This window comes from Solimonas variicoloris DSM 15731 (genome assembly GCF_000382285.1).
Classification (GTDB): domain Bacteria; phylum Pseudomonadota; class Gammaproteobacteria; order Nevskiales; family Nevskiaceae; genus Solimonas; species Solimonas variicoloris.
Window position 1 is genome coordinate 74,879 of sequence record NZ_KB907930.1, and the last position, 22,529, is coordinate 97,407.

Here is a 22,529-nt window from a genome sequence, read left to right on the forward strand (position 1 = left end):
AGGTCAGTCTGCGATTCTAGCCGCTGATGTTTCATCAGCGGCTGAAGCCGGAATCAAACTCGCCGCGCTCGAAGAAAATGCTGTAAGCCGGATTCGGCGTCTTGCCGTTGAACTGATCGCCCGGCAGCTTCGGCAGCGCAACCCCCTTGGCAACCGGACGCACCAGATGCGGGGTCACGACCATGATCAGCTCCTTGTCGGTGCGGTCCAGGGTTGTCGACTTGAAGAACGCACCAAGCACCGGGATATCACCGAGCCACGGAAACTTGTCGACGTTGTCCGTCAGGTTGCTGCTAACCAAGCCCGAAATGATGAAAGTCTCGCCGTCGCCCAGTTCGATGGACGTATCCGTACGCCTCACCTTCAATGCCGGCACCGACACGCCTGCAACCGTAATGCCCGCCGAGAAATCGAGATCGCTAACTTCCGGCGCAACCTTCAGCGCAATGCGATCACGCGCCAGTACTGTCGGCGTCAGGGACAGTCGCACGCCAAACTCCTTGTACTGCACGGTGATCGCCGAGTTGGTCGCCGACCCGCCCCCACCCTGGCTCACCGGCACCGGAAATTCGCCGCCAGCAAGATAGCTCGCAGTCTGTCCGCTAGTGGCCAGCAAGCTGGGCTCCGCCAGCACGTGTGCCAGCCCCTTGCTCTCCAGCAAATTCAGAGTGCTCTTAATCTCCTGCTTACCGTTGTCAAAAGTGCGCGTAAAAACCAGGTTGAACGCGTTTTCTAGCGCCGAACTCGAAGTCTGCGGCGCGTCGAAACTCCATTCGCTGCCGTTGTGCCGCTTCCCCGAATACCCGAGACCAAGACCATATTGCTGCGCGGTCGTACGGCTCACCTCGGCGATCTTGACCTCGGTCAGCACCTGCGACTCGAGCTCGATGCTGCTGCGATCGGTAATCGCACCTTCTTTCTGCGCGGAAGCGCCGAGCTGGGCGCGACGGTGAGCCAGCAGATTCGGCAACTTGCCTTCGACGCCACGACCCGGATCGACGACGGCGTTACCGAGCTCCGGATCCTGCACGTTGGCCTTCAGCGGGTCGGTCGGCAGCTGCACGCGGACGATGTACTGGCGCGGCTGCGTCGAACCCTTCACCCAGATCATCAGGCTGGTGATGCCGACCGCCTTGCCATTCAGCAACAGATCGCGGCGGTTGACGACGCTGACGTCCGCAGTCGCCGGATTGCCGACCGCGACCCGCGTGACATCGGCATTGGCGCGCATCAGCTTGTGCGTGCCCTGTTCGACGATGACCACCGCGCCGGGCACGGTGTCGTCGGCCCGACTCGGCACGCTGCCCAACCAGGCGCCGAGCAACAGCAGGACTTGCAGCAGCACGAAACCGAAACGGGAATTCATCGTACGAAGCGCTTGTTTGTTGTTCATGGGGGCTCGTCCTTACTTCGTCGTCACGGCGCTACGATCGTTGCCACGAATGATCTCGACGCGCGTCACCGGCACAGCCGAACGCGGCGGCGGCTTGACGCGTCCCAGCTCCTCGGCCGTGATGACCTTTTCCGGCGACGGCTTGGCAGCAGCCGGGACTGCAGCAGGCGGGGCTGCAATGGGCGCAGCAACCGCGGCCGTCTCAGGCACCGCGCCCTCGGGCGCCGCCGCGACGTCAGTGCCCTCGACTGCGGTTTCGTCGCTCTGGCCATGCAGCGCCAGCCGCAGTTCACCCAGGCTCGCGCCGAGCATCAGCTTGGTCGTGTCCTTGTCGGCAATCGCCAGGACCGCCGTGCGCTGCTGACGCTGCTGCTGGCGCTGCTGGTCGTCCTGCACGCCCTCGGGACGATCGACGACCTGCTCCAGATAGGCGAGCACGCGGACGTCCTTCAGCAGCACGCGGGACTGAGGCTTGTCGATGCCGTCGGATCCGCGCAGGTAGATCAGGATGTCGACGATATCGCCCGGCCGCAGGAATCCGCCGACCGCCAGTACGTCGGTGACCGAAATCGACACCGCCTGGAAGCCCGCAGGGATGGCGCGGGCGAGCAGATTGCCCTCGCGGAAATAGCGACGCGTGACCGGGGCACCGGCGTCGACGTCGACGAGCGGCTGCTTGCCGACCACCTCGTCGATCGTCGTGAACGGATCGGCCGGCTTGACCGAGACCGGAACCAGCGCCACGGCGTCGCGCGCGATCGGCTTGTAAGCCTCGAGCGGCTTGACCGCGACCACGGCGAGCGTCTGTTCGGCTTCCTGCTGCTTGACCTGTTGCTGCGCCGATTCGGACTTCTGCGCGTATTCGCGGCTCATGCGGTAGCCGACAGCTGCCAGGATGATGGCCGCCAGCACGGAAACCGCCGCGAAAATCTTCAAAGCGGTACTGCTCATCTTCAATCCCCTTCCCCACCGAACCGGTGGCGTCCTGTCACCGACTGCAAAGCTTCGACCGCGCGGCCATCAGCGGGATGGCCGCGCGACCCTGTCATTCATGGTTCGAGTTTAGCGATGGCGGTCGCCACCATTGTTTCCGGCATCGGCGGAATCGTGCCGACCATCGGCAAATCGACCAGCTTCGGGAACAACCAGCTGCCGCCATTGTTGAGCTTGTACGTAACAGTCACGAGCCCATATCCCGACGGGCAGGAGGTCGTCCCTGTCCCCGAGCACAGTGAATACTGCGGCACGACGCGCCCGCCGCTAGCAATAGTCGACGAGCAGCTGCCAGTCAGCCACTGCAGTGAGCAATTGACCGCCAATATCGCCTGCTGCTGTCGCTGCGTCGCCGCATCGGTGGAAGCTGGATCCACAGCCACCGCCGCCTCGATACCCCTGTGCGCCGCGAATTCGATCGACTGCAGCACGACGAACAGGTAGCCGTAAACGATGACGCAATAGACCAGCGTTAGCAACAGTGGAAAAACGAACGCGAACTCGATGGCGGCGGCACCGGATTCGCGACGCCCGCATCGCACTGATTTGTTCTTGTTGTGCATTGATCTTTTCCGCTATCGCAGTAGCAGCGGCCCCCACAGCATTTCAACCACGAAAGCCGCGCTCAGCATCGGCGCTGCCGGAAAGCGCGCCTGCAACTGCCGACGAAGGGCAAGCAAAGCGAGTGCCGTCACGCCCATCAGAATCGAGGCGCCGAGCACCATTTCGAATCCCCGCTCGGCGCCAAGAAACAAACCCAGCATCGCGGCGAACTTGACGTCACCGGCTCCGAAGCGATGCAGCGCATAGCCAGGAATCGTCAGAGCAAACCCCAAAGCCATGCCGCCGACACTGCTGCCCCAGCGCTCGCCCAACAATCCCGTACCGTTGACAATCAATGCCAAGAACGCGGGAACTGCCATCAAAATCAGCAAAACGTTCGGGACTCGCCGCTGCCTAAGGTCGTACCATGCGATAACGGTAACCCAAGCTCCCAGCAACGCAGCAGCCATTCCATATCCTCTGGGCCAGTCCATGCCCTCCCGCCACCGTTTGCCAGCACAGCTCTTAACGCCCGGAGCCGTCGCACGATCCGTTCGCGCGCGATCAAATCCCTAGCAGATTAAATGGCGGCACTTATCACGGCGGTGGTTAGCCTTGAGCACACTTACAACACACCAACATTGCAGTGGCTACTACGCATCACAGCCCCATAAAGCCCAACGCTGAGGTCATCGGAAGCCCCAGGAACTCCGGGGCCTCCGACACTAGCGCACCTCGCGCGCTTTCCCATCGCTCTGAGGAACTTGAAGAGCCTAGCCCGCAGCCTTCGGGATTTTTCCTTCCACGATCGTGAACAAATCCTTCAGGCTCGTACCGGTCGTGCCCAGAATGACGACGATCGCAATTGCGATCAGGCCGACGATCAGGCCGTACTCGACCGCGCTCGCACCTTCTTCGTCGCGCAGAAAATTCATCATCTTGTTCAACATTGGTTTCGCTCCTGAGAACCGCTTCCTGAACCCGAAGTCGGGACTTTCCTGGTCCCGCTTTCCCCGGTCACCACCGACCGTGGCGGTACTATGAGTTTCGCCCTCTCCACCGTCAAAGCGCGTTGACGGCTCCTTCAGTACCGTTCATCGGTTAAATTTCCTTCGTCCCGCCGAATCGCGCCGTTTGTCCCGCCTCCGGCCATTCTGCGTAAGAAATCTCTTACATATCACGGCATTGAGGCGGCGGCAGTTTCCAAGTTTTTCACGACGTCCACATGTCCACCTACGCGATCGGCGACATCCAGGGTTGTTTTCAGGGCCTGCAGGAGCTGCTCGGCCTCGTGCGCTTCGATCGGCACCGCGACCGCCTGCTGCTGACCGGCGATCTCGTTGCAAGAGGGCCGGATTCGCTCGAAACGCTGCGCTTCGTCGCCGGACTCGGCGCGCGTGCGATCACGGTGCTCGGCAATCACGACCTGCATTTGCTGGCGCTTGCCGAAAAAGGCGAGTCCGGCGATCCGGCCGACCGCCTCGGGGCGGTGCTCGCGGCGCCGGATGCCGGGCGCCTGCTGCACTGGCTGCGCAGCCAGCGCCTCGCCTATCGCGATCCGCACCACCACGTCCTGCTGATCCACGCCGGCGTCGCACCGCAATGGACCCAGCGGCAGACCCTGGCGCTCGCCGGCGAAGCCGAAGCCGCGCTCCGCGACGAGCGCCGCCATCGCGCATTTTTTGCCCAGATGTACGGCGATGAGCCACGGCGCTGGCGCGACACCCTGGACGGCAGCGAGCGGCTGCGAGCGGTCGTCAATATTCTGACGCGCGCGCGCGTCTGCGACGTCGACGGGAACTTCGATTACCGATACAAGCGGGGCCCGGCCGAAGCGCCGGCCGGGCTGATGCCGTGGTTCTCGGTGCCGGCGCGCCGCACAAGGCGCTCGACGCTGATCTTCGGCCACTGGTCGACGCTCGGCGCCGTGCATTGGCCCGCGTACGGCGTCTATGGTCTGGATACCGGATATGTCTGGGGCGGCAGCCTCACCGCATTGCGACTCGACGACGGCCGGACGTTCTCTCTCGCCGCCAGGCACGCCGAGCGCGCGCCGACGCCGGCATAGGCCGGCACGGACGGCGGCGCGGCGGAAACCGTCCTTCCCGAGGGAGCGCGCATGCGCCTTGCAAGGAAGCATCAAAGATTTTGCTCGATGCACGGCCGAGTCGGCCGGACCGCCGCCAGTTTCAAACCGAATCTGCAGGCCCTGGACGCGCGGCGACAAACGTCACAAAGTGTCAATTGCTGTCTTTTTCCCTACATAAACCGACGGCTTGTGATGCATCGCGAAGGTCTGTCTGCAAACCCTGAGCTAAGAGCCGGAAATTTCTGATAGCTGCTATTGGCGATCGCGTGGTACCTAAGCACTACCGGCCATAAGGAAAGAACGGAGCCGCAGTAAGCCGGCTTTCCAGCCCCGGTGCGACCGGGGTCATGACAACGAGGAGACGGTGAGGGCCAATGCCTGGGCGTTCGCGCTCGCGCAGATTGAGGGGGGGGGTGGAACCGATGACCAGCCGGGAAATGTGCCGCTGTCGCCGCGGGCGGGCGTCATTGGCCTCCTGTGTCCGTCCCGCGCCTCGCTCCCCCGCGCCTTCAGCCGTTTGGGGCTGTTCCCATTTGACCATTCGTTCTATTTCTCGACATATGGCGGCGCCGAGCCGCCCCTCCCCTTTCTGACCGACTGACATGAGCCACAACCTCGTTTTCATCGTGATGGACAGCTGCCGCTTCGACAGCTACAGCGCCGCCAAGACCCCGAACATGGACCGCATCGGCGCCGGCGAGCGCCGCTTCGCGTACGCGTCCTGGACCAGCCCTTCGCACTACACCTATCTGATGGGCATGGTCCCGCACGACAGCCCGCAGCACGTGTTCGCCTCCGAGGTCTACAAGAAGGACTTCGTGAAGTGGGTCGACCGCCTCGGCATCGACGGCCTGTCGTTCAAGAGCTTCATCCCCAATCTGTCGCTGCCGAAAGTGCTGCAGGACCAGGGCTACCGCACGGTGGGCCGCGTGTCGATGCCGGTGCTGAACCCGGCCAGTCACCTGAACCGGCATTTCGACGACTACAAGCTGATGTCGAGCCACAACGATTTCGCCGGCATGGTCGAGGAGATCGAGTTCGACGAGGACGAACCGAGCTTCCACTTCCTGAACCTCGGCGAGACGCACTACCCGTACATGCTCGACCCGAAGTCGTTGCCGCACATCTCCGGCGTGCACGGCGTGTTCAAGCGCATGGACGACACGCTCGGCCAGGAAACCGAAGACCAGTTCTTCGACGAGAAGCAGATGCGCGACCTGCACCAGCAGCAGATCAAGACCGTCGAGTACGTCGACGGCGTGCTCGATGCGCTGATCGCCAAGGCGCCCGTCAACACGCATTTCATCATCACCGCCGATCATGGCGAATGCTTCGGCGAGAACGGCTATTTCGGCCACGGGCCGATCGTGCACGAGAAGGTGCTCGAAGTGCCGTTCCTCGAAGGCAAGAAGCGCTGAAGGCCATCGCCTGCGCATCTTTTCGCGAAGCACCCAACTGAACGCTGGAAACGCTGGAGAGGTCCCGTGACCACTGTCCCCGCCAAGACCTTCGATGTCATCGGCCTGCAGGCCGCCGACTTGCCGCATGCCGGCATCGCCGCCGCTGTCGCACGCGCCGGCGGCATCGGTCTGCTCGATCTCGAATTCGCCCGCGACAGCGAACTGGTCCAGCGCAACTTCGTGCAGTTGTGCGTCTCGTCCGATGCGCGCATCGGCCTGCGCGTCACGCCGGACAGCGCCAAGCTCGCCCGCAAGCTGCTGGCGCAGGCCGACGGCCGCGCGCTGACGGTGGTGCTGGCCGGAACCGACAGCTACAAGAAGCTGCGCAAGGACGCCGGCCTGCGCACCGGTGACCGCGCCTGGGCCGAGATCAGCGATCCGGCGCAGCTCGACGCGATCGAAGGCTGCGATGCCATCGTCGCGCGCGGCCACGAATCGGGCGGCTGGGTCGGCGAGTACACCAGCTACATCCTGCTGCAGAAGCTGGCCGGCCGCACGCAGCTGCCGCTCGTCGTGCAGGGCGGCGTCGGCGTGCATTCGGCTGCCGCCTGCCGCGCCGCCGGCGCCGCCGGCGTGATCTACGACGACCAGCTGCTGCTGCTCGCCGAATCGCCGCTGCCGATCTCGCTGCAGAACGAACTCGGCCGCCTCAACGGCGCCGAAACCAGGCTGCTCGGCGAGTTGCTCGACGCCAGCTGCCGCGTCTACGCGCGCCCCGCCTCGCCGGTGCTGAAAGCCGCCGAGGAAGACAATCGCCAGGCCGAAGGCGGCCTGCTGGCGCTCGACGCCTGGCGCCAGCAGACCGCCGCGCGCGTCGCCTGGTCCGCCGACGGCTCGACCCTGCTGCCGCTCGGCCAGGGCATCGGCCTCGCCGCCACGTTCCGCCGCCGCTACGGCAACGTCGCCAAGTTCGTGCAGGCCGTGCGCCGCGAGAGCCTCAAGCAGATCGATCAGGCCGCCGAGCTGCGCTTCCTCGCCGAACGCGGCGCGCTCGCCGATTCGCACGGCACGCGCTTCCCGCTCGCGCAGGGCCCGATGACGCGCGTCTCCGATTCGCCGGCCTTCGCCGTCGAAGTCGCCAAGGGCGGCGCGCTGCCGTTCCTCGCCCTCGCTCTGATGCGCGGCGAGCAGGTGCGCGAGATGCTCGAACAGACCGCGGCGACGATCGGTGATCGGCCGTGGGGCGTCGGCATGCTCGGCTTCATTCCGCATGCGCTGCGCGAGGAACAGTGCGAAGCGATCTGGAAGTGCAAGCCGCCGTTCGCGCTGATCGCCGGCGGCCGCCCGGACCAGGCCGCCGAGTTCGAGAAGCGCGGCATCAAGACCTACATCCACGCGCCGGCGCCGGCGCTGCTGAAGATGTATCTCGAACAGGGCGCGCGCCGCTTCGTGTTCGAGGGCCGCGAATGCGGCGGCCACATCGGCCCGCTCGCCAGCTTCACGCTGTGGGAGGAAATGATCGACGTGCTGCTCGAGCACGTGCCGCCCGCCGAAGCCAAGGACGTGCATCTGCTGTTCGCCGGCGGCATCCACGACGCGCGCTCCGGCGCGATGGTCGCGGCGATGACGGCGCCGCTCGCGGCGCGCGGCATGAAAGTCGGCGCGCTGATGGGCACCGCCTACCTGTTCAGCGAAGAAATCGTGACCAGCGGCGCGGTGGTGCCGGGCTTCCAGGAGCAGGCCCTGCTCTGCGAGCGCACCAAGAACCTCGAAACCGGCCCCGGCCACTCGACGCGCTGCGCCGACACGCAGTTCGCGCACGACTTCTTCGAACAGCGCCGCCAGCTGATCCGCGAAGGCCGGAGCGCCGAGGAAATCCGCGACATCCTCGAAGAACTGAATCTCGGCCGCCTGCGCATCGCCTCCAAGGGCGTCAATCGCGATGACAGCGGCAAGGTCGTCGAGATCGGCGCCGACCGCCAGCTCAGCGACGGCATGTACATGATCGGCCAGGTCGCGACGCTGCGCCGCGAGCCGGTCAAGGTCGAAGCGCTGCACGACGACGTCTGCAACGCCGGCCAGCGCCTGCTCGAAGACCTGTCGGCGGCGCGCGTCGAGCGCGCCGTCAAGGCCCAGCCGTCCGACGTCGCCATCATCGGCATCGGCACGCTGCTGCCGAAGGCCGGCAGCGCCGACGAATTCTGGTATCACGTGCTGCACAAGGACGTCGCGCTCGGCGAGGTGCCGAAGACGCGCTGGGACTGGACGCTGTATTTCGACGGCGACCGCAAGGCGCGCGACAAGGTCTATTCGCGCTGGGGCGGCTTCCTCGACGAGGTAGCCTTCGACCCGATGCGCTTCGGCATCCCGCCGAAGTCGATGAAGGCGATCGACCCGATGCAGCTGCTGACGCTGGAGGTCGCGCGCCGCGCGGTCGCCGACGCCGGCTACGCGGACGGCGGCTACGACCGCGCCAACACCTCGATCGTGCTCGGCGCCGGCGGCGGACTCGGCGACCTCGGCCTGCAGTACGGCGTGCGCGCCGAGCTGCCGCGCTTCGTCGAGAATCCAGACCCGTCGGTCTGGGAACGCCTGCCGGAGTGGACGGAAGAGTCGTTCTCCGGCTCGCTGCTCAACGTCGCCGCCGGCCGCGTCGCCAATCGCATGGACTTCGGCGGCATCAACTTCACCGTCGACGCCGCCTGCGCGTCCTCGCTCGCGGCGATCAGCATCGGCGTCAACGAACTCGAATCGGGCCGCAGCGCGATGGTGCTGGCCGGCGGCGTCGACACCGTGCAGTCGCCGTTCGGCTTCATGTGCTTCTCGAAGACGCAGGCGCTGTCGCCGACCGGCCAGCCGAAGACCTTCGATCAGAACGCCGACGGCATCACGATCAGCGAAGGTCTCGCCGTCATCGTCATGAAGCGGCTCGCCGATGCCGAACGCGACGGCGATCGCATCTACGCCGTCATCAAGGCGGCCTCCGGTTCGTCCGACGGCAAGGCGCTCGGCCTCACCGCGCCGCGTCCCGAGGGCCAGATCCGCGCCCTGCGCCGCGCCTACGCCAAGGCCGGCTTCTCGCCGGCGACGCTGGCGCTGGCCGAAGCGCACGGCACCGGCACCGCGGTCGGCGACCGCGCCGAAGCGCAGACCATCACGCGCGCGCTCGCCGACGAACACGCGCCGGCCAAGAGCGTCGCGCTCGGCTCGGTGAAGACGCTGATCGGCCACACCAAGGCCAGCGCCGGCGTGTCCGGCCTGATCAAGGTCGCGCTGTCGCTGTACCACCGCGTGCTGCCGGCACACTACGGCGTCGACAAGCCGATCGACACGATCGCCGACCCGAACTCGGCGGTGTACCTGCTCAAGGACGCGCGGCCGTGGATCGCGCATCCGGATCATCCGCGCCGCGGCGGCGTCTCGGCCTTCGGCTTCGGCGGCACCAACTTCCACGCCGTGCTGGAGGAATACCGTCCGGCCAACGGCGGCAGCAGCGCCGCCAGCGGCGCGAACCGCTGGTCGTCGGAACTCTGCGTGCTGCGCGCCGCCGACGACGCGGCGCTCAAGCAGGCCATCGACAAGCTGTTGCCGGCACTGAGCACCCAGGGCGGCAAGCTGACGCTCGCCGAGCTGGCGCTGGCGCTGGCGCGCGAGGCCGACGCCCGCCGCGGCCAGGCGCTGACGCTGGCGATCGTCGCCGGCAGCCTGCAGGGCCTCGCCGCCGACCTCGAAGCGGTGCTCGCGCATCTGACGCAAGGCAAGCCGCTGCCGGCCCACATCCGCCTCAACCGCGCGACGCCGGCCGAGGCACCGGCCGTCGCGCTGCTGTTCCCGGGTCAGGGCGCGCAGTACGTCAACATGGGGCGCGAAGCGGCGCTCTACTTCGACGAGGTGCGCGAGGCGCTGGAGCTTGCCGACCGCACGCTGCGCGATGAAATCCCGGGTCTGCTGTCGCGCCGGATCCTGCCACCGGCCGCGTTCGACGCCGAAACCGAGCGGCGCCAGACCGCCGAGCTGACCGACACGCGCATCGCGCAGCCGGCGATCGGCGCGCTCGCGCTCGGCTATCACCGGCTGGCGGCGCGCCTGGGCCTGTCGGCGCAGGCGGCGGCCGGCCACAGCTACGGCGAATACGCCGCGCTGATGGCGGCCGGCGTACTCGGCGCCGCCGACTTCCTCAAGCTGTCGGCGATCCGCGGCGCGGCGATGGCCAGCGCCGCGCAGTCCTCGGTGCCCGGCGGCATGGCTGCGGTGCAGGGCAAGCGCGAGGCGATCGCCGCGGTGATCGCCGCGTACGAAGGCGTCAAGGTCGCCAATCACAACGCCCCCGAACAGACCGTCATCTCCGGCCCCAAGGACGCCGTCGCCGCGGCCGCCAAGGCCTGCGATGCCGCCGGCATGCGCGCGACGCTGCTGGCGGTGTCCGGCGCCTTCCATACCGAACTGGTCGCCGGCGCGCAGCCGCCGCTGTCGCAGGCGATCCAGGCGACCGCCTTCGCCAGGCCGGCGTTCGCGGTGTACTCGAACAGCACGGCGCAGCCCTACCCGGCCAAGCCGCAGGACATGCAGCGCCAGCTCGATGCGCACCTGCTCAGCAGCGTCGAGTTCGTCGCCGAGATCGAGGCCATGTACGCCGCCGGCAGCCGCGTGTTCGTCGAGCTCGGCCCGAAGGGCGTCTGCAGCAACATGGTCCGCCAGACGCTGGCCGGCAAGCCGCACGTCGCGGTCTCGCTCGACGGCAGCGGCGGCGGCCTGCGCGGCCTGCTGCTCGGCCTCGCCGAGCTGACGGCCGCCGGCGTCGCGCTGACGCTGACGCGCCTGTTCGACGGCCGCGACATCGCGCCGGTCGAACCGGCGCAGTTCGTGGCGCGCGCGCAGCCGGAGGCGCTGCCGAAGCATTTCTGGATGGTCAGCGGCGGCTGCGCGCGCCCGCTCGACGATCCGCAGTACCGCACCGGCGCCAAGCCGCAGCTCGACAAGGCCGCCGCCGACGCGGCGATGGCCCGCGCCCAGGCCGAGCGCGACACGCGGCTCGCCGCGGCGCGCACGCCGCCGGCCACCCCGACCGCACTGCCGGCCGCGCCGCTCGCGGCGCCGGGCCTGGCGGCGCTGCCGCCGGCGCTCGGCAACGAGGCCATGCAGGCCTACCAGCAGACGATGCGCCAGTTCCTCGCGCTGCAGGAACGCGTGATGCAGCAGTTCCTCGGCGGCGCACCGGCGGCGATGCCGTCGCTGCCGGTCGCAGCGCCGGCGCCCGTCGTCGCGGCCCCCGCCGTCGCGCCGACGCAGCCGAGCTTCGCGCCGCCGCCGAGCGCGCCGGTCGCGGCCGCGCCCGCCGTCGTCACCCGCGCGCCGGTCGCGGCACCCGCCTTCGACGCGAAGAAGCTGCTGCTCGACATCGTCGCCGAGCGCACCGGCTATCCGCACGACATGCTCGCGCTCGAAGCCGATCTCGAAGCCGATCTCGGCATCGACTCGATCAAGCGCGTCGAAATCCTCGGCGCACTGCAGAAGGCGCTGCCCGGCGACGCCGGCACGGCGATGCAGGCGGCGATGGAGCGCTTCACCAAGGCCAAGTCGCTGAACGCCATCCTCGCCGAGGCCCAGCCCTTCCTGCCGGCGGCGGGCGCGGCAAGCCCGGCCGCCGTCGCGCCGCTCGCAGCCGTGACGCCGAGCGCGCCGGCGCTCGATCTGCAGGCGCTGCTGCTCGGCATCGTCGCCGAACGCACCGGCTATCCGCAGGACATGCTCGCGCTCGACGCCGATCTCGAAGCCGACCTCGGCATCGATTCGATCAAGCGCGTCGAAATCCTCGGCGCGCTGCAGAAGGCGCTGCCCGGCGACGCCGGCAGCGGCATGCAGGCGGCGATGGAACGCTTCACCAAGGCCAAGTCGCTGAACGCCATCCTCGCCGAGGCGCGCGCCTTCGCGCCGGCCGGCGTCGCAGCCGCCGCGCCGGCACTCGCGCTCAGCGTTGCGAGCATCGCCGTCGCCGCACCGGCGCTCGATCTGCAGGCGCTGCTGCTCGGCATCGTCGCCGAGCGCACCGGCTACCCGCAGGACATGCTCGCGCTCGACGCCGATCTCGAAGCCGATCTCGGCATCGACTCGATCAAGCGCGTCGAAATCCTCGGCGCACTGCAGAAAGCGCTGCCGGCCGAAACCGCCGCGCAGATGCAGGGCGGCATGGAGCGCTTCACCAAGGCCAAGTCGCTGAACGCCATCCTCGCCGAAGCGCGCACGCTCGGCGGACTCGCCGCGGCCCCGGTCGCGACGGCCGTCGCGACGACGGTCGCCGTCGCGGTGAGCGCGCCGGCGGCCGGCTTCGACGCCGAACGCACGCTGCTCGAAATCGTCGCCGAGCGCACCGGCTATCCGCAGGACATGCTCGCCTTCGACGCCGACCTCGAAGCCGACCTCGGCATCGACTCGATCAAGCGCGTCGAAATCCTCGGCGCGCTGCAGAAGCTGCTGCCGGCCGCGCTCGCCGAGACGATGCAGGGCCGCATGGAACGCTTCACCAAGGCCAAGAGCCTGCGCGCGATCCTCGACGAATTCGCCGCGATCGCCGGCAGCGGCGCGCCGGCACCGGCGGCCGCGACGCTGGCGGCGACGACGCCGGTCGCGGTCGCCACCGCCGCAGCGGTCGCCCTCGACGTCTCCGCCCAGCTGCTCGCGATCGTCGCCGAACGCACCGGCTATCCGCAGGACATGCTCGCCTTCGATGCCGACCTCGAAGCCGACCTCGGCATCGACTCGATCAAGCGCGTCGAAATCCTCGGCGCGTTCCAGAAACTGCTGACGGCCGAGGCGGCGGCGCGCATGCAGACGGAGATGGAGCGCTTCACCAAGGCCAAGAGCCTGAGCGCGATCGTCGCCGCCTACGCCGAGCTGTCGGCCGGCACCGGCGCCGCAGCGCCGCTGGCCGCCGTGCCGGCGGACGACGCCGCTGTCGAAGCGCCGTCGACGACGATCCCGCGCTATCTGATCAAGTCGCAGGCCATGCCCCTGGCGGCCGGCAACGCCGAGCTGCAGGGTCTGGCCGTGGTGCTGGGCGGCCCCGAAGGCGTGCGCACCGCGCTGCAGACGATCCTCACCGCGCGCGGCCTGACGCCGGTCTTCATCGACGCCTTCGACGACAGCCTCGCCGCGGCGCTCGCCGGCGCGCAGGCCGAACACGGGCCGGCGCGCGCCGTGCTGCATCTGCACGGTCTGGTCGGCGAGGAAGCCGCCAGCGCCGCCGACTGGCAGCGGCTCGGCGCGCGCTGCGTCGGCAGCCTGTTCCTCGCCGCCAAGGCGCTGGAACCGCAGCTGGCGCAGATCCGCCTGATCGCCGCCACCCGCCTCGGCGGCACGCTGGGCCGCGACGCCTTCGGCAGCGGCGCGCCGATCGCCGGCGGCGTGACCGGCCTGACCAACTGCCTGCGCCACGAATATCCGGACGCGCAGATCCGCAGCGTCGATTTCGACGGCCAGAGCGACGACGAAATCGCCACCGAGCTGGTCGCCGAGCTGCTCGCCAACGACCCGCAGCCGGAAGCCGGCTGGATCGGCGGCGAGCGCTACGGCAGCGTCACCGTCGAACAGGCGGCGACCGAGCACGCCTTCGCGCCGAACCTGAAGCCGGAAGCCGGCTGGGTGCTGCTCGTCACCGGCGGCGCGCGCGGCATCACCGCCGAGATTCTCGAAGAGCTGGCCGTGCCGGGCCTGCGCTACGTGCTGCTCGGCCGCACCGCCGAGCCGGCCGCCGAAAGCCCCGCGACCGCGGCGCTGGCCGACGCCGCGGCGCTGCGCAAGGCGCTGCTCGAAGCGGCGATCGCGCGCGGCGAGAAGCCGAAGCCGGTCGAGATCGACCGCGCCGTTGCCGCCACCCTCGTCGAGCGCGAGATCCGCGCCAACCTCGCCCGCCTGCGCGCCCGCGGCGCCGAGGTCGAATACCTCGCCTGCGACGTGCGCCAGGCCGAGGCATTCGGCGCGGTGATCGACGAGGTCTACGCGCGCCATGGCCGCATCGACGCGGTGATCCACGGCGCCGGCGTGATCGAGGACAAGCTGCTCAAGGACAAGACGCCGGAATCGTTCGCGCGCGTGTTCGGCACCAAGCTCGATCCGGTGTTCGTGCTGCAGCACAAGCTCAAGGCCGACTCGCTGAAGTGGCTGTCGTTCTTCACCTCGGTCGCCGGCCGCTACGGCAACCGCGGCCAGAGCGACTACGCCGCCGCCAACGAGGCGCTGAACCGCATCGCCTGGTCGCTGTCGCGCGCCTGGCCGCAGACGCGCGTGTTCGCCGTCAACTGGGGACCGTGGGATGCCGGCATGGCCAGCGACGGCGTCAAGCGCGCGTTCCGCGACAAGGGCATGGAACCGATCCCGGTCGCCGCCGGCCGCCGCTTCTTCGCCGACGAGCTCGCCTACGGCACGCGCCAGGACGTCGAGATCGTCGCCGGCTACGGGCCGTGGCGCCTGTTCGGCCCGACGCCGGCCGGCACCGACGCGCCGACGCCGGCCGCCGCCGCCGGCGGCAGCGACTATCCGCTGATCCGCGACGCGCTGCGCATGGGCCCGGGCGGCAACATGACGCTCGACCACGTTTTCACGCTGGCCAGCGATCCGTACCTGATCGACCACTGCATGGACGGCAAGGCCGTGGTGCCGGCGGCCGGCGCGCTGGAGTACATGGCGCAGTTCGTCGGCGCGGCATGGCCGGGCTGGCACGTGGTCGGCATGCGCGACGTGCGGCAGATGAACGGCATCGTGCTCGAAGGCGGTTCGCGCGCCGTGCAGCTGCGCGCGCGCGCGTCCTCGCATTCCGACCTGCACGGCCAGACGGTGACGGTCGAGATCATCGACCCGCAGCGCAAGCTGCCGTTCTACCGCGCCACCGCCGTGCTGCTGCAGGAGCTGCCGGAAGCGACGCTGGCGCAGGCGCCGGTGCTACCGGGCGAAGGCATCGCCATCGAGGCCGCCGACGCCTATCGCGAGCATCTGTTCCACGGTCCGCGCTTCCGCCTGATCGAGCGCATCGACAAGCTGCACGGCGGCGGCATCGCCGTCGCCGTCAAACCCTCGCAGATCGAGGGCTTCGTCGGCGCCGCGGGCGGCCGCTGGGTGTTCGACATGGGCCTGATGGACGTGCCGCCGCAGCTGGCGTTCGTGTGGGCGCGCGTGCAGCAGGACAAGGGCGCGCTGCCGGCCGGTTTCGGCAGCGTGTCGCGCTACGGCCGCGAACCGCTGTCCGGCCCGCTGAAGCTGGTGATGCGCCTCAAACCCGCGCCGCACGAGCACGCGATCGCCTACGACGTCGACATCATCGACGCGCAGGGCCGCGTGCGCATCGCCATCGTCGACGGCACCAGCACGATGAGCGCCGGCCTCAACAAGCTCGCGCCGAACCATCGCGACTTCATCTCGGGACTGATCGCTTGAACGCGCCGATGCCAGCCTGGACCGCCGCCCGCCGGCCGCATGTAGCGAATGCCGGCGGGCCTGGAGCGCGCCCGTGAGCCACCAGCCGGTCGACATCGCCATCGTCGGGCTCGCCGGCGCCTACGCCGGCGCCAGCAATGCCCGCCGCTACTGGCAGAACATCCTCGACAAGGTCGATGCGGTCAGCGACGGCGGCCCGCGCTGGACCGGGCCGTACTTCGATCCCGACGCCAAGACCAACGACCGCATCTACACCACGCGCGGCGGCTTCCTGCACGACAGCATCGTCGTCGACCCGGTCGAGTTCGGCGTGCTGCCGAGCCTCGCCGAGGGCGGCGATCCCGATCACCTGATCGCGCTCAAGTACGCGCGCGACGCGCTCGCCGACGCCGGCTACGGCGCGCAGCGCAAGCCCTTCGATCCGCAGCGCGCCGGTGTCGTCATCGGCCGCGGCACCTACGGCAACCGCGGCATGGCCAGCGTGCTGGCGCGCGGCCTGTTCGCCGATCAGGCGATCGCGCTCGCGCGCGGCCTGCGTCCGGACCTGTCGGAAGCCGAGCTGCGCGAGCTGCACGATCACTTCCGCAAGCAGCTGCCGGTCTACAACGCCGACATGGTCGGCGTGCTGACGCCGAACGTGATCGCCGGCCTGATCGCCAACCGCCTCAACATGATGGGGCCGAACTTCATCGTCGACGCCGCCTGCTCGTCGAGCCTGATCGCGCTCGACGCCGCGGTCCGCGAGCTCGTCACCGGCCGCTGCGACCTGATGATCACCGGCGGCGTGCATTCGCAGACGCCGCCGCAGCTGTACATCCAGTTCTGCCAGATCCAGGCGCTGTCGCACGGCGACATCCGGCCGTTCCAGAAGGGCGCCAACGGCATCCTGCTCGGCGAGGGCGTCGGCATGCTGGTGCTCAAGCGCCTCGCCGACGCCGAGGCCGCGGGCGATCGCATCTACGCCGTCATCAAGGGCGTCGGCACTTCGTCCGACGGCCGCGCCAAGGGCCTGCTCTCGCCGCGCCTCGAAGGTCAGGTGCTGGCGCTGCAGCGCGCCTACGAAAGCTCGGGCATCGACCCGCTGACGATCGACCTGATCGAGGCGCACGGCACCGGCACCGAGATCGGCGACCGCACCGAGATCGAGACCATGCGCCATATCTATGGCGCGCGCGGCCGCGGTGCGCAGATCGCGGTCGGCTCGGTGAAGTCGATGATCGCGCACTGCCTGCCGGCATCCGGCAGCGCTTCGCTGATCAAGACCGCGCTGGCCCTGCACCACAAGGTGCTGCCGCCGATGATCTGCGCGGAGCCCGATCCGAACCTGCATCTCGACGAGACGCCGTTCTACATCAACAACGAGGCGCGGCCCTGGGTGCATGGCGCCGCGCATCCGCGCCGCGCCGCCGCCAATGCCTTCGGCTTCGGCGGCATCAACGCGCACGTGATCCTCGAAGAGCATCGCGAACGCCGCCGCACCCAGGTCGGCGTGCTGCACCGGCCGACGCCGTCGGAGCTGGTCACGCTCGGCGGCGACACGGTGCCGGCGCTGCTCACCAAGATCGAGCAGACACTGCTGCACCTGCGCGCACCGCGGGCAGCGACGCTCGGCGAAGTCGCGCGCGCCAGCGCCAGCCTCGCGCGCGGCTCGCATCGCCTGGCGATCGTCGCCGACAGCGAAGCCGATCTCGTCAAGAAGCTCGAGCAGGCACAGGAGAAGCTGCAGCGCGCCGACGCCAAGCCGTACAAGACCCGCGGCGGCGTGTTCTACGGCCGCGGCGACGCGCCGGGCAAGCTCTGCTTCCTCTACCCCGGCGAAGGCGCGCAGTACCCGAACATGCTCGCCGATCTCGCGCTGCACTTCCCGCAGGTGCGCGAGGCCTTCGACTTCATGGAGTCGACCGGGCTCGCCAGCGGCATGCCGGCGCGCGCGCCGATCATGTTCCCGGCGCCGACCGGCCTCGACGACGAAGCCCGCAAGGCGCTCGAAGAACGCCTCTACGGCATGGACGTCGCCGCCGAGAGCGTGTTCTCGGCCGCGCTCGGCCTGCAGGCCCTGCTCGACGCCATGGACTTCGCGCCGGACGCGATGCTCGGCCACAGCACCGGCGAAAACACCGCGCTGACCGTCAGCGGCGTGCGCCGCACCGAGCGCCGCGAGGAAATCGCCGAATCGATTCGCACGCTCAACGATCTGTCGCGCCGTCTCGAAGCCGAAGGCCGCATCGCCGAGGGCACGCTGCTGACGCTCGGCGCGCTGAAGGCGCCGCTGCGCGAAGCGCTGCTCAAAGACCCCGGCGAGATGATCGTGGCGATGGACAACTGCCCGAACCAGCTGGTGCTGTTCGGGCCGCCCGCCGCCGCCGAGGCGCTGCGCGAAAAGCTGTCCGCCGAAGGCGTCATCTGCGTGGCGCTGCCGTTCGGCCGCGCCTATCACACGCCGCTGTTCAAGCCGTTCGCCGACGCGCTGCGCGAGTACTTCAAGTCGCTGGACTTCGGTCCCGGCCGCTGCACGCTGTACAGCGCGCGCGCGGTCGGCCGCTTCCCGGCCGAGGGCGACGCGATCCGCGAGCTCGCCGCCCAGCAGTGGGAAAACCCGGTGCGCTTCACCGAGACCCTGCAGCGGCTCTACGAGGACGGCTATCGCGTGTTCGTCGAGGTCGGCCCGAGCGGCAACCTGACCTCGTTCGTGTCCGACACGCTGCGCGCGCACGATGACGTCGTCGCGGTCGCCAGCAACAGCCGCCGCCGTCACGGCGTCACGCAGCTGCATCACGCGCTGGCGCAGCTCTACGCCGCCGGCGTCGCCTTCGAACCGGCGGCGCTGTACGCGCATCGCGACATCGACACGCTCGACCTGATGGCGGCGCCGCGCGCCGCCGGCCGCCGCGGCATCACGATCTCGCTGCAGATGCCGGAACTGAGCCTGCCGGCCGACTGGGCGCCGCTGCGGCGCCAGCCGCAGGCCGCGCCGGCCGCCATCGAGGCCGATCCGGCGCACCCGAAAGTCGTGCCGCTGAAGCGCCCGGAAGCGGCGCCGGCCGTCGCGGTCGCCGAAGCCGCCGCCGATCCGCGCAGCGAGCTGCTGCGCACCCATTTCTCGCTGATGCAGGACTTCCTCGACAGCCAGTCGCGGGTGCTGGCGGCGATGACCGGCACCGCGCCGCTGCCGCCGCTGACGATGCCCGGTCTGCCGGCGGCGCCGGCGGCGACCGCCGCCGCAGCCCCGGCCAGCGCGCCGCGGCGTCTGCCGATGCTCGGCCGCATCGTCGAGCAGAGTGCGCAGAAGCTGGTCTGCGAACGCACGCTCGACCATCACCACGACCTGTTCCTGCAGGATCATGCGATCGGCGGCACGCCGAGCCGGCGCGACGCCGGCCTGCTGCCGCTGACCGTGGTGCCGTTCACCTTCAGCATGGAGATGCTGGCCGAGGCGGCGGTGCAGCTGCTCGGCCGCGACGAGCTGGTCGTCACCGGCTTCGAGGAATCGCGCGGCAGCCGCTGGCTGGCGCTCGACGGCGAAGTGCTCGACGTGCGCCTGGTCGTCGAGCGCGAGGCCGCGCGCGACGGCCACGAGCGTGTCGCCGGCCGCATCTTTGCCCTCGGCAAGGCCGGCGGCCCGCCGGGCGGCACGCTGGTGTTCGAAACCACCGTGCTGCTCGCCACGCACTATCCGCCGCCGCCGCCGATGCGGCCCTGGGCTTCGGCCGACGCCCACCCGGCGCGCGCCAATCCGGACGGCGAGATCTACAGCCGCGGCATGTTCCACGGTCCGCGCCTGCAGGGCGTCAAGCACATCGCACGCTGGGGCGAACGCTCGATCGAGGCCGACGTCGAGGCGATCGCCACGCACGACTACTTCGACTTCACGACGGCGCCGCGCTTCGAGTACGACGCCGCGATCCTCGACGCGGTCGGTGCCCTCGCCGCGTACTGGGTCACCGAGAAGTTCGCCTGGGGCTACAACTGCTTCCCGTTCCGCCTCGGCCGCCTCGCGCTGTACGCGCCGCCGCCGGCGGCCGGCACGCGGGTGCGCTGCCGCGGCGACGTGCGCCTGGTCGGCGACACGATGGTCGCCGCCGACTTCGACGTCGCCGACGCGCAGGGCCGCGTGCTGATGCGCGCCGACGACTGGGAAGACCGCAAGTTCCCGACGCCGCAGCGCTTCCTGCATTACCGTCTCGACCCGCCGGCGCGCATGCTGTCCGCGCCGCTGCTCGAAGGCCTGTTGCCGCCGGGCGTCGTCGCGCGCCGCCTCGAACCGTTCGACGAGGGCTTCCTCGACCAGGGCTTCGCGATCTGGAAACGCGTGCTCGCGCACATGGTGCTCGACGCCGCCGAGCTGAAGACCTTCTACGCGCTGCCGGCCGGCGGCCCGCGCCGCGAGGAATGGCTGATGGGCCGCGTCGCCGCCAAGGACGCCGCCCGCCAGTGGCTAGCCGCGCAGCCGCTGGCGCTCGCCGCCGCCGACGTGCACGTCGCCAGCGACGCGGCCGGCGCGCCGCAGCTGCGCATCGGCGCGCTCGCCGGCGCGGCGCCGGCGGTATCGATCAGCCACAGCCGCCGCTGGGGCGTCGCCGCCGTCGCGCCGCCCGGCGTGCGCCTCGGCATCGACTACCAGCGCCTCGACGGCATCGACCTCGAAGCCGTCGCGCGCGGCGCGCTGAACGCCGCCGAGCAGACCCTGATCGCGACCCAGAGCGGGCCGGCGCGGGCGCGCGCAATCGCCGCCTTGTGGAGCGCCAAGGAAGCCGCCGCCAAGGCGTCCGGCCTCGGCCTGCAGGGCCGCCCGCAGGACTGGCACGTGATTCGCTACGCCGGGGACATGACGATCGCCGGCGCCGACGTCGAACACGGCGGCCAGCGTTACGCCGTCATGATCCACTTCATCGAAGAGCGCGAAGTGTTCGCGCTCTGCCTCGCCTGAACCTCATTACCAAACCGTCCGCATCCAGTTTGCAGGAACCGACATGAACGCCGCACTTCCCCGCAAGACCAAGACCCTGTTCATCGGCCTCGACGGCTGCACCTTCACCGTGCTCGACGAGATGACGAAGGATCTGCCCGGCGTCGGCGTGACGATGCCGTTCATGAGGAAGGTCCTCGACAACGGCGTGCGCGCCAAGCTGCGCTCGACGCCGAACCCGCTGACGCCGCCGGCCTGGACCTCGCTGATGACCGGCAAGGGTCCCGGCGCGCACGGCGTGTTCGACTTCATCCGCGCCGAGGACAAGGGCGGCGAGGTCTACTGGACGCTGTACGACTCGCGCGACGTCGACAGCGAGATGATCTGGTCGATGCTCAGCCGCAAGAAGATGAGCTGCGCGGCGCTGAACTTCCCGCTGACCGCGCCGCCGCCGAAGAACATCAACGGCGCCGTGATCCCCGGCTTCACGCCGGCCAAGCACCTGCGGCGCAACACGCATCCGCGCGAGCTGTTCGAGCGCCTGAAGAGCGACGTCGAGGGCTTCGATCCGAAGGAGCTGGCCTGGGACTTCGAGAACGAGCAGCAGGCGATGGACTCGCTGTCGCCGGAGGAGACGCACAAGTGGGTGCGCTACCACCTGCCGCGCGAGGAGCAGTGGTTCCGCATCGCCGAGTACGTGCTGCGCGAGGACGCGCCGGACCTGATGGCGGTGATGTTCGACGGCACCGACAAGATCCAGCACCAGGCCTGGCCGTGGCTGGACCCCGAGCTGCTGAAGGCCGAGCCGAGCGCGCATGACCAGCAGATGCGCGAGGTCGTGCTCGAGTACTTCCGCAACCTCGACCGCTACATCGAGACCCTGGTGACGCTGGCCGGTCCGGACGCGCAGGTGTTCTTCGCCTCCGATCACGGCTTCACGGCGTCCACCGAAGTGCTGCGCATCAACGCCTATCTCGAAGAGCTGGGCTATCTGAAGTGGGCGCAGTCCGACGGCTCGGAGATGGCGCTGCGCCGCGAGGCCGCCAACTTCGCGAATCTCGACTGGAGCGGCACCACGGCCTACTGCCGCACGCCGTCGTCGAACGGCATCCACATCCGCGTTGCCGAGAAGCCGGGCGACCACGGCGTGCCGCCCGAGCAGTACGAGGCCTTCCGCGAGAAGCTGATCGCCGACCTCAAGAAGCTGCGCAACGAATTCGGCGAGCCGGTCGTCGTCGACGTGCTCAAGCGCGACGAATGGTTCCCGGGCCCGCACATGGAACGCGCCTGCGATCTGACGCTGGTGCTGCGCGACAACGGCTTCGTGTCGATCCGCAACCTGAAACCGGTCGTCGTGCAGCGCCCGCACGCCGCCGGCACGCACCACCCGGACGGCATCTTCGTCGCCTACGGCAAGGGCATCGCCAAGGCCGGCATGGTCGAGCGCCGCCAGATCGTCGACGTCACTTCGACGCTGCTCTACAGCCTCGGCACCTCGATCCCGTCCGATCTCGAAGGCGAAGTGCCGGCCTCGTTCTTCACGCCCGAATGGTGGGCCGAGCATCCGGTCAAGAAGGGCGCCAAGACGCGCCTGGAGCGCGAGGGCGAGAAGACCGACGACCTCGACGCCGGCGAGAAGCAGAAGATGATCGAGCAGCTGCAGATGCTCGGCTACATGGAATGAGCAGGGCGGCATGACACGGGTCCGTCCGGAGCGCGCGCGGAGGAACGCGCGATCCGGACGGCGGACGCGAACCTCAGGGGCGAGCCCGCGGCCAC

At 69.2% G+C, this 22,529-nt stretch carries 11 protein-coding genes; 6 read left to right on the top strand and 5 right to left on the bottom strand.

All coding sequences use genetic code 11. From position 1 onward, the window contains the following. Positions 1 to 34: 34 nt before the first annotated feature. The 5 genes from H149_RS0109460 to H149_RS0109480 all read right to left on the bottom strand — a co-directional run bounded on the left by H149_RS0109460 (position 35) and on the right by H149_RS0109480 (position 3,879). Complete coding sequence (locus H149_RS0109460; protein WP_154654724.1) at positions 35 to 1,393, bottom strand: type II and III secretion system protein family protein; 1,359 nt, start codon at positions 1,391 to 1,393, stop codon at positions 35 to 37. A gap of 12 nt (positions 1,394 to 1,405) precedes the next feature. Further along, on the bottom strand, positions 1,406 to 2,305 hold the full coding sequence (gene cpaB / locus H149_RS22115; protein ID WP_169518327.1) for a Flp pilus assembly protein CpaB: 900 nt from the start codon (positions 2,303 to 2,305) through the stop codon (positions 1,406 to 1,408). Positions 2,306 to 2,442: 137 nt separating this feature from the next. Continuing rightward, positions 2,443 to 2,949, bottom strand: coding sequence for a TadE/TadG family type IV pilus assembly protein (locus H149_RS0109470; RefSeq protein WP_083930901.1), 507 nt, complete (start codon positions 2,947 to 2,949; stop codon positions 2,443 to 2,445). Between the two features lie 12 nt (positions 2,950 to 2,961). Continuing rightward, positions 2,962 to 3,399: a prepilin peptidase gene (locus H149_RS20445; protein WP_169518328.1), complete on the bottom strand. Its 438-nt coding sequence runs from the start codon at positions 3,397 to 3,399 to the stop codon at positions 2,962 to 2,964. 303 nt (positions 3,400 to 3,702) lie between these two features. Continuing rightward, a complete protein-coding gene (locus H149_RS0109480) occupies positions 3,703 to 3,879 on the bottom strand; it encodes a Flp family type IVb pilin (RefSeq protein WP_020649514.1) in 177 nt (58 codons plus the stop codon). A 275-nt stretch (positions 3,880 to 4,154) separates the two neighbouring features. Between H149_RS0109480 and H149_RS0109485 the strand changes: the two genes are divergently transcribed. From H149_RS0109485 to H149_RS0109505, 6 genes are all read left to right on the top strand, one after another. Continuing rightward, positions 4,155 to 4,997: a symmetrical bis(5'-nucleosyl)-tetraphosphatase gene (locus tag H149_RS0109485; protein ID WP_020649515.1), complete on the top strand. Its 843-nt coding sequence runs from the start codon at positions 4,155 to 4,157 to the stop codon at positions 4,995 to 4,997. 385 nt (positions 4,998 to 5,382) lie between these two features. Then, positions 5,383 to 5,619 carry a hypothetical protein gene (locus tag H149_RS23605; RefSeq protein ID WP_169518329.1) on the top strand — a complete coding sequence of 79 codons (237 nt, stop codon included), beginning with the start codon at positions 5,383 to 5,385 and terminating at the stop codon, positions 5,617 to 5,619. 1 nt (position 5,620) lies between these two features. After that, the gene (locus tag H149_RS0109490) at positions 5,621 to 6,436 is read left to right on the top strand and encodes a sulfatase-like hydrolase/transferase (RefSeq protein ID WP_020649516.1); all 816 of its coding nucleotides are present in this window, start codon (positions 5,621 to 5,623) and stop codon (positions 6,434 to 6,436) included. A gap of 66 nt (positions 6,437 to 6,502) precedes the next feature. Next, on the top strand, positions 6,503 to 15,844 hold the full coding sequence (locus H149_RS0109495; RefSeq protein ID WP_020649517.1) for a type I polyketide synthase: 9,342 nt from the start codon (positions 6,503 to 6,505) through the stop codon (positions 15,842 to 15,844). A gap of 73 nt (positions 15,845 to 15,917) precedes the next feature. Further along, complete coding sequence (locus H149_RS0109500; RefSeq protein WP_020649518.1) at positions 15,918 to 20,771, top strand: type I polyketide synthase; 4,854 nt, start codon at positions 15,918 to 15,920, stop codon at positions 20,769 to 20,771. Between the two features lie 43 nt (positions 20,772 to 20,814). Continuing rightward, positions 20,815 to 22,434 carry an alkaline phosphatase family protein gene (locus H149_RS0109505; protein ID WP_020649519.1) on the top strand — a complete coding sequence of 540 codons (1,620 nt, stop codon included), beginning with the start codon at positions 20,815 to 20,817 and terminating at the stop codon, positions 22,432 to 22,434. Positions 22,435 to 22,529: the final 95 nt, after the last annotated feature.

Bases quoted from the DNA above. Each gene is read 5' to 3' on its own strand.
- H149_RS0109460 (WP_154654724.1), bottom strand. From the start codon at position 1,393: ATGAACAACAAACAAGCGCTTCGTACGATGAATTCCCGTTTCGGTTTC.
- H149_RS0109470 (WP_083930901.1), bottom strand. From the start codon at position 2,949: ATGCACAACAAGAACAAATCAGTGCGATGCGGGCGTCGCGAATCCGGT.
- H149_RS20445 (WP_169518328.1), bottom strand. From the start codon at position 3,399: ATGGCTGCTGCGTTGCTGGGAGCTTGGGTTACCGTTATCGCATGGTAC.
- H149_RS0109480 (WP_020649514.1), bottom strand. From the start codon at position 3,879: ATGTTGAACAAGATGATGAATTTTCTGCGCGACGAAGAAGGTGCGAGC.
- H149_RS0109485 (WP_020649515.1), top strand. From the start codon at position 4,155: ATGTCCACCTACGCGATCGGCGACATCCAGGGTTGTTTTCAGGGCCTG.
- H149_RS0109490 (WP_020649516.1), top strand. From the start codon at position 5,621: ATGAGCCACAACCTCGTTTTCATCGTGATGGACAGCTGCCGCTTCGAC.
- H149_RS0109505 (WP_020649519.1), top strand. From the start codon at position 20,815: ATGAACGCCGCACTTCCCCGCAAGACCAAGACCCTGTTCATCGGCCTC.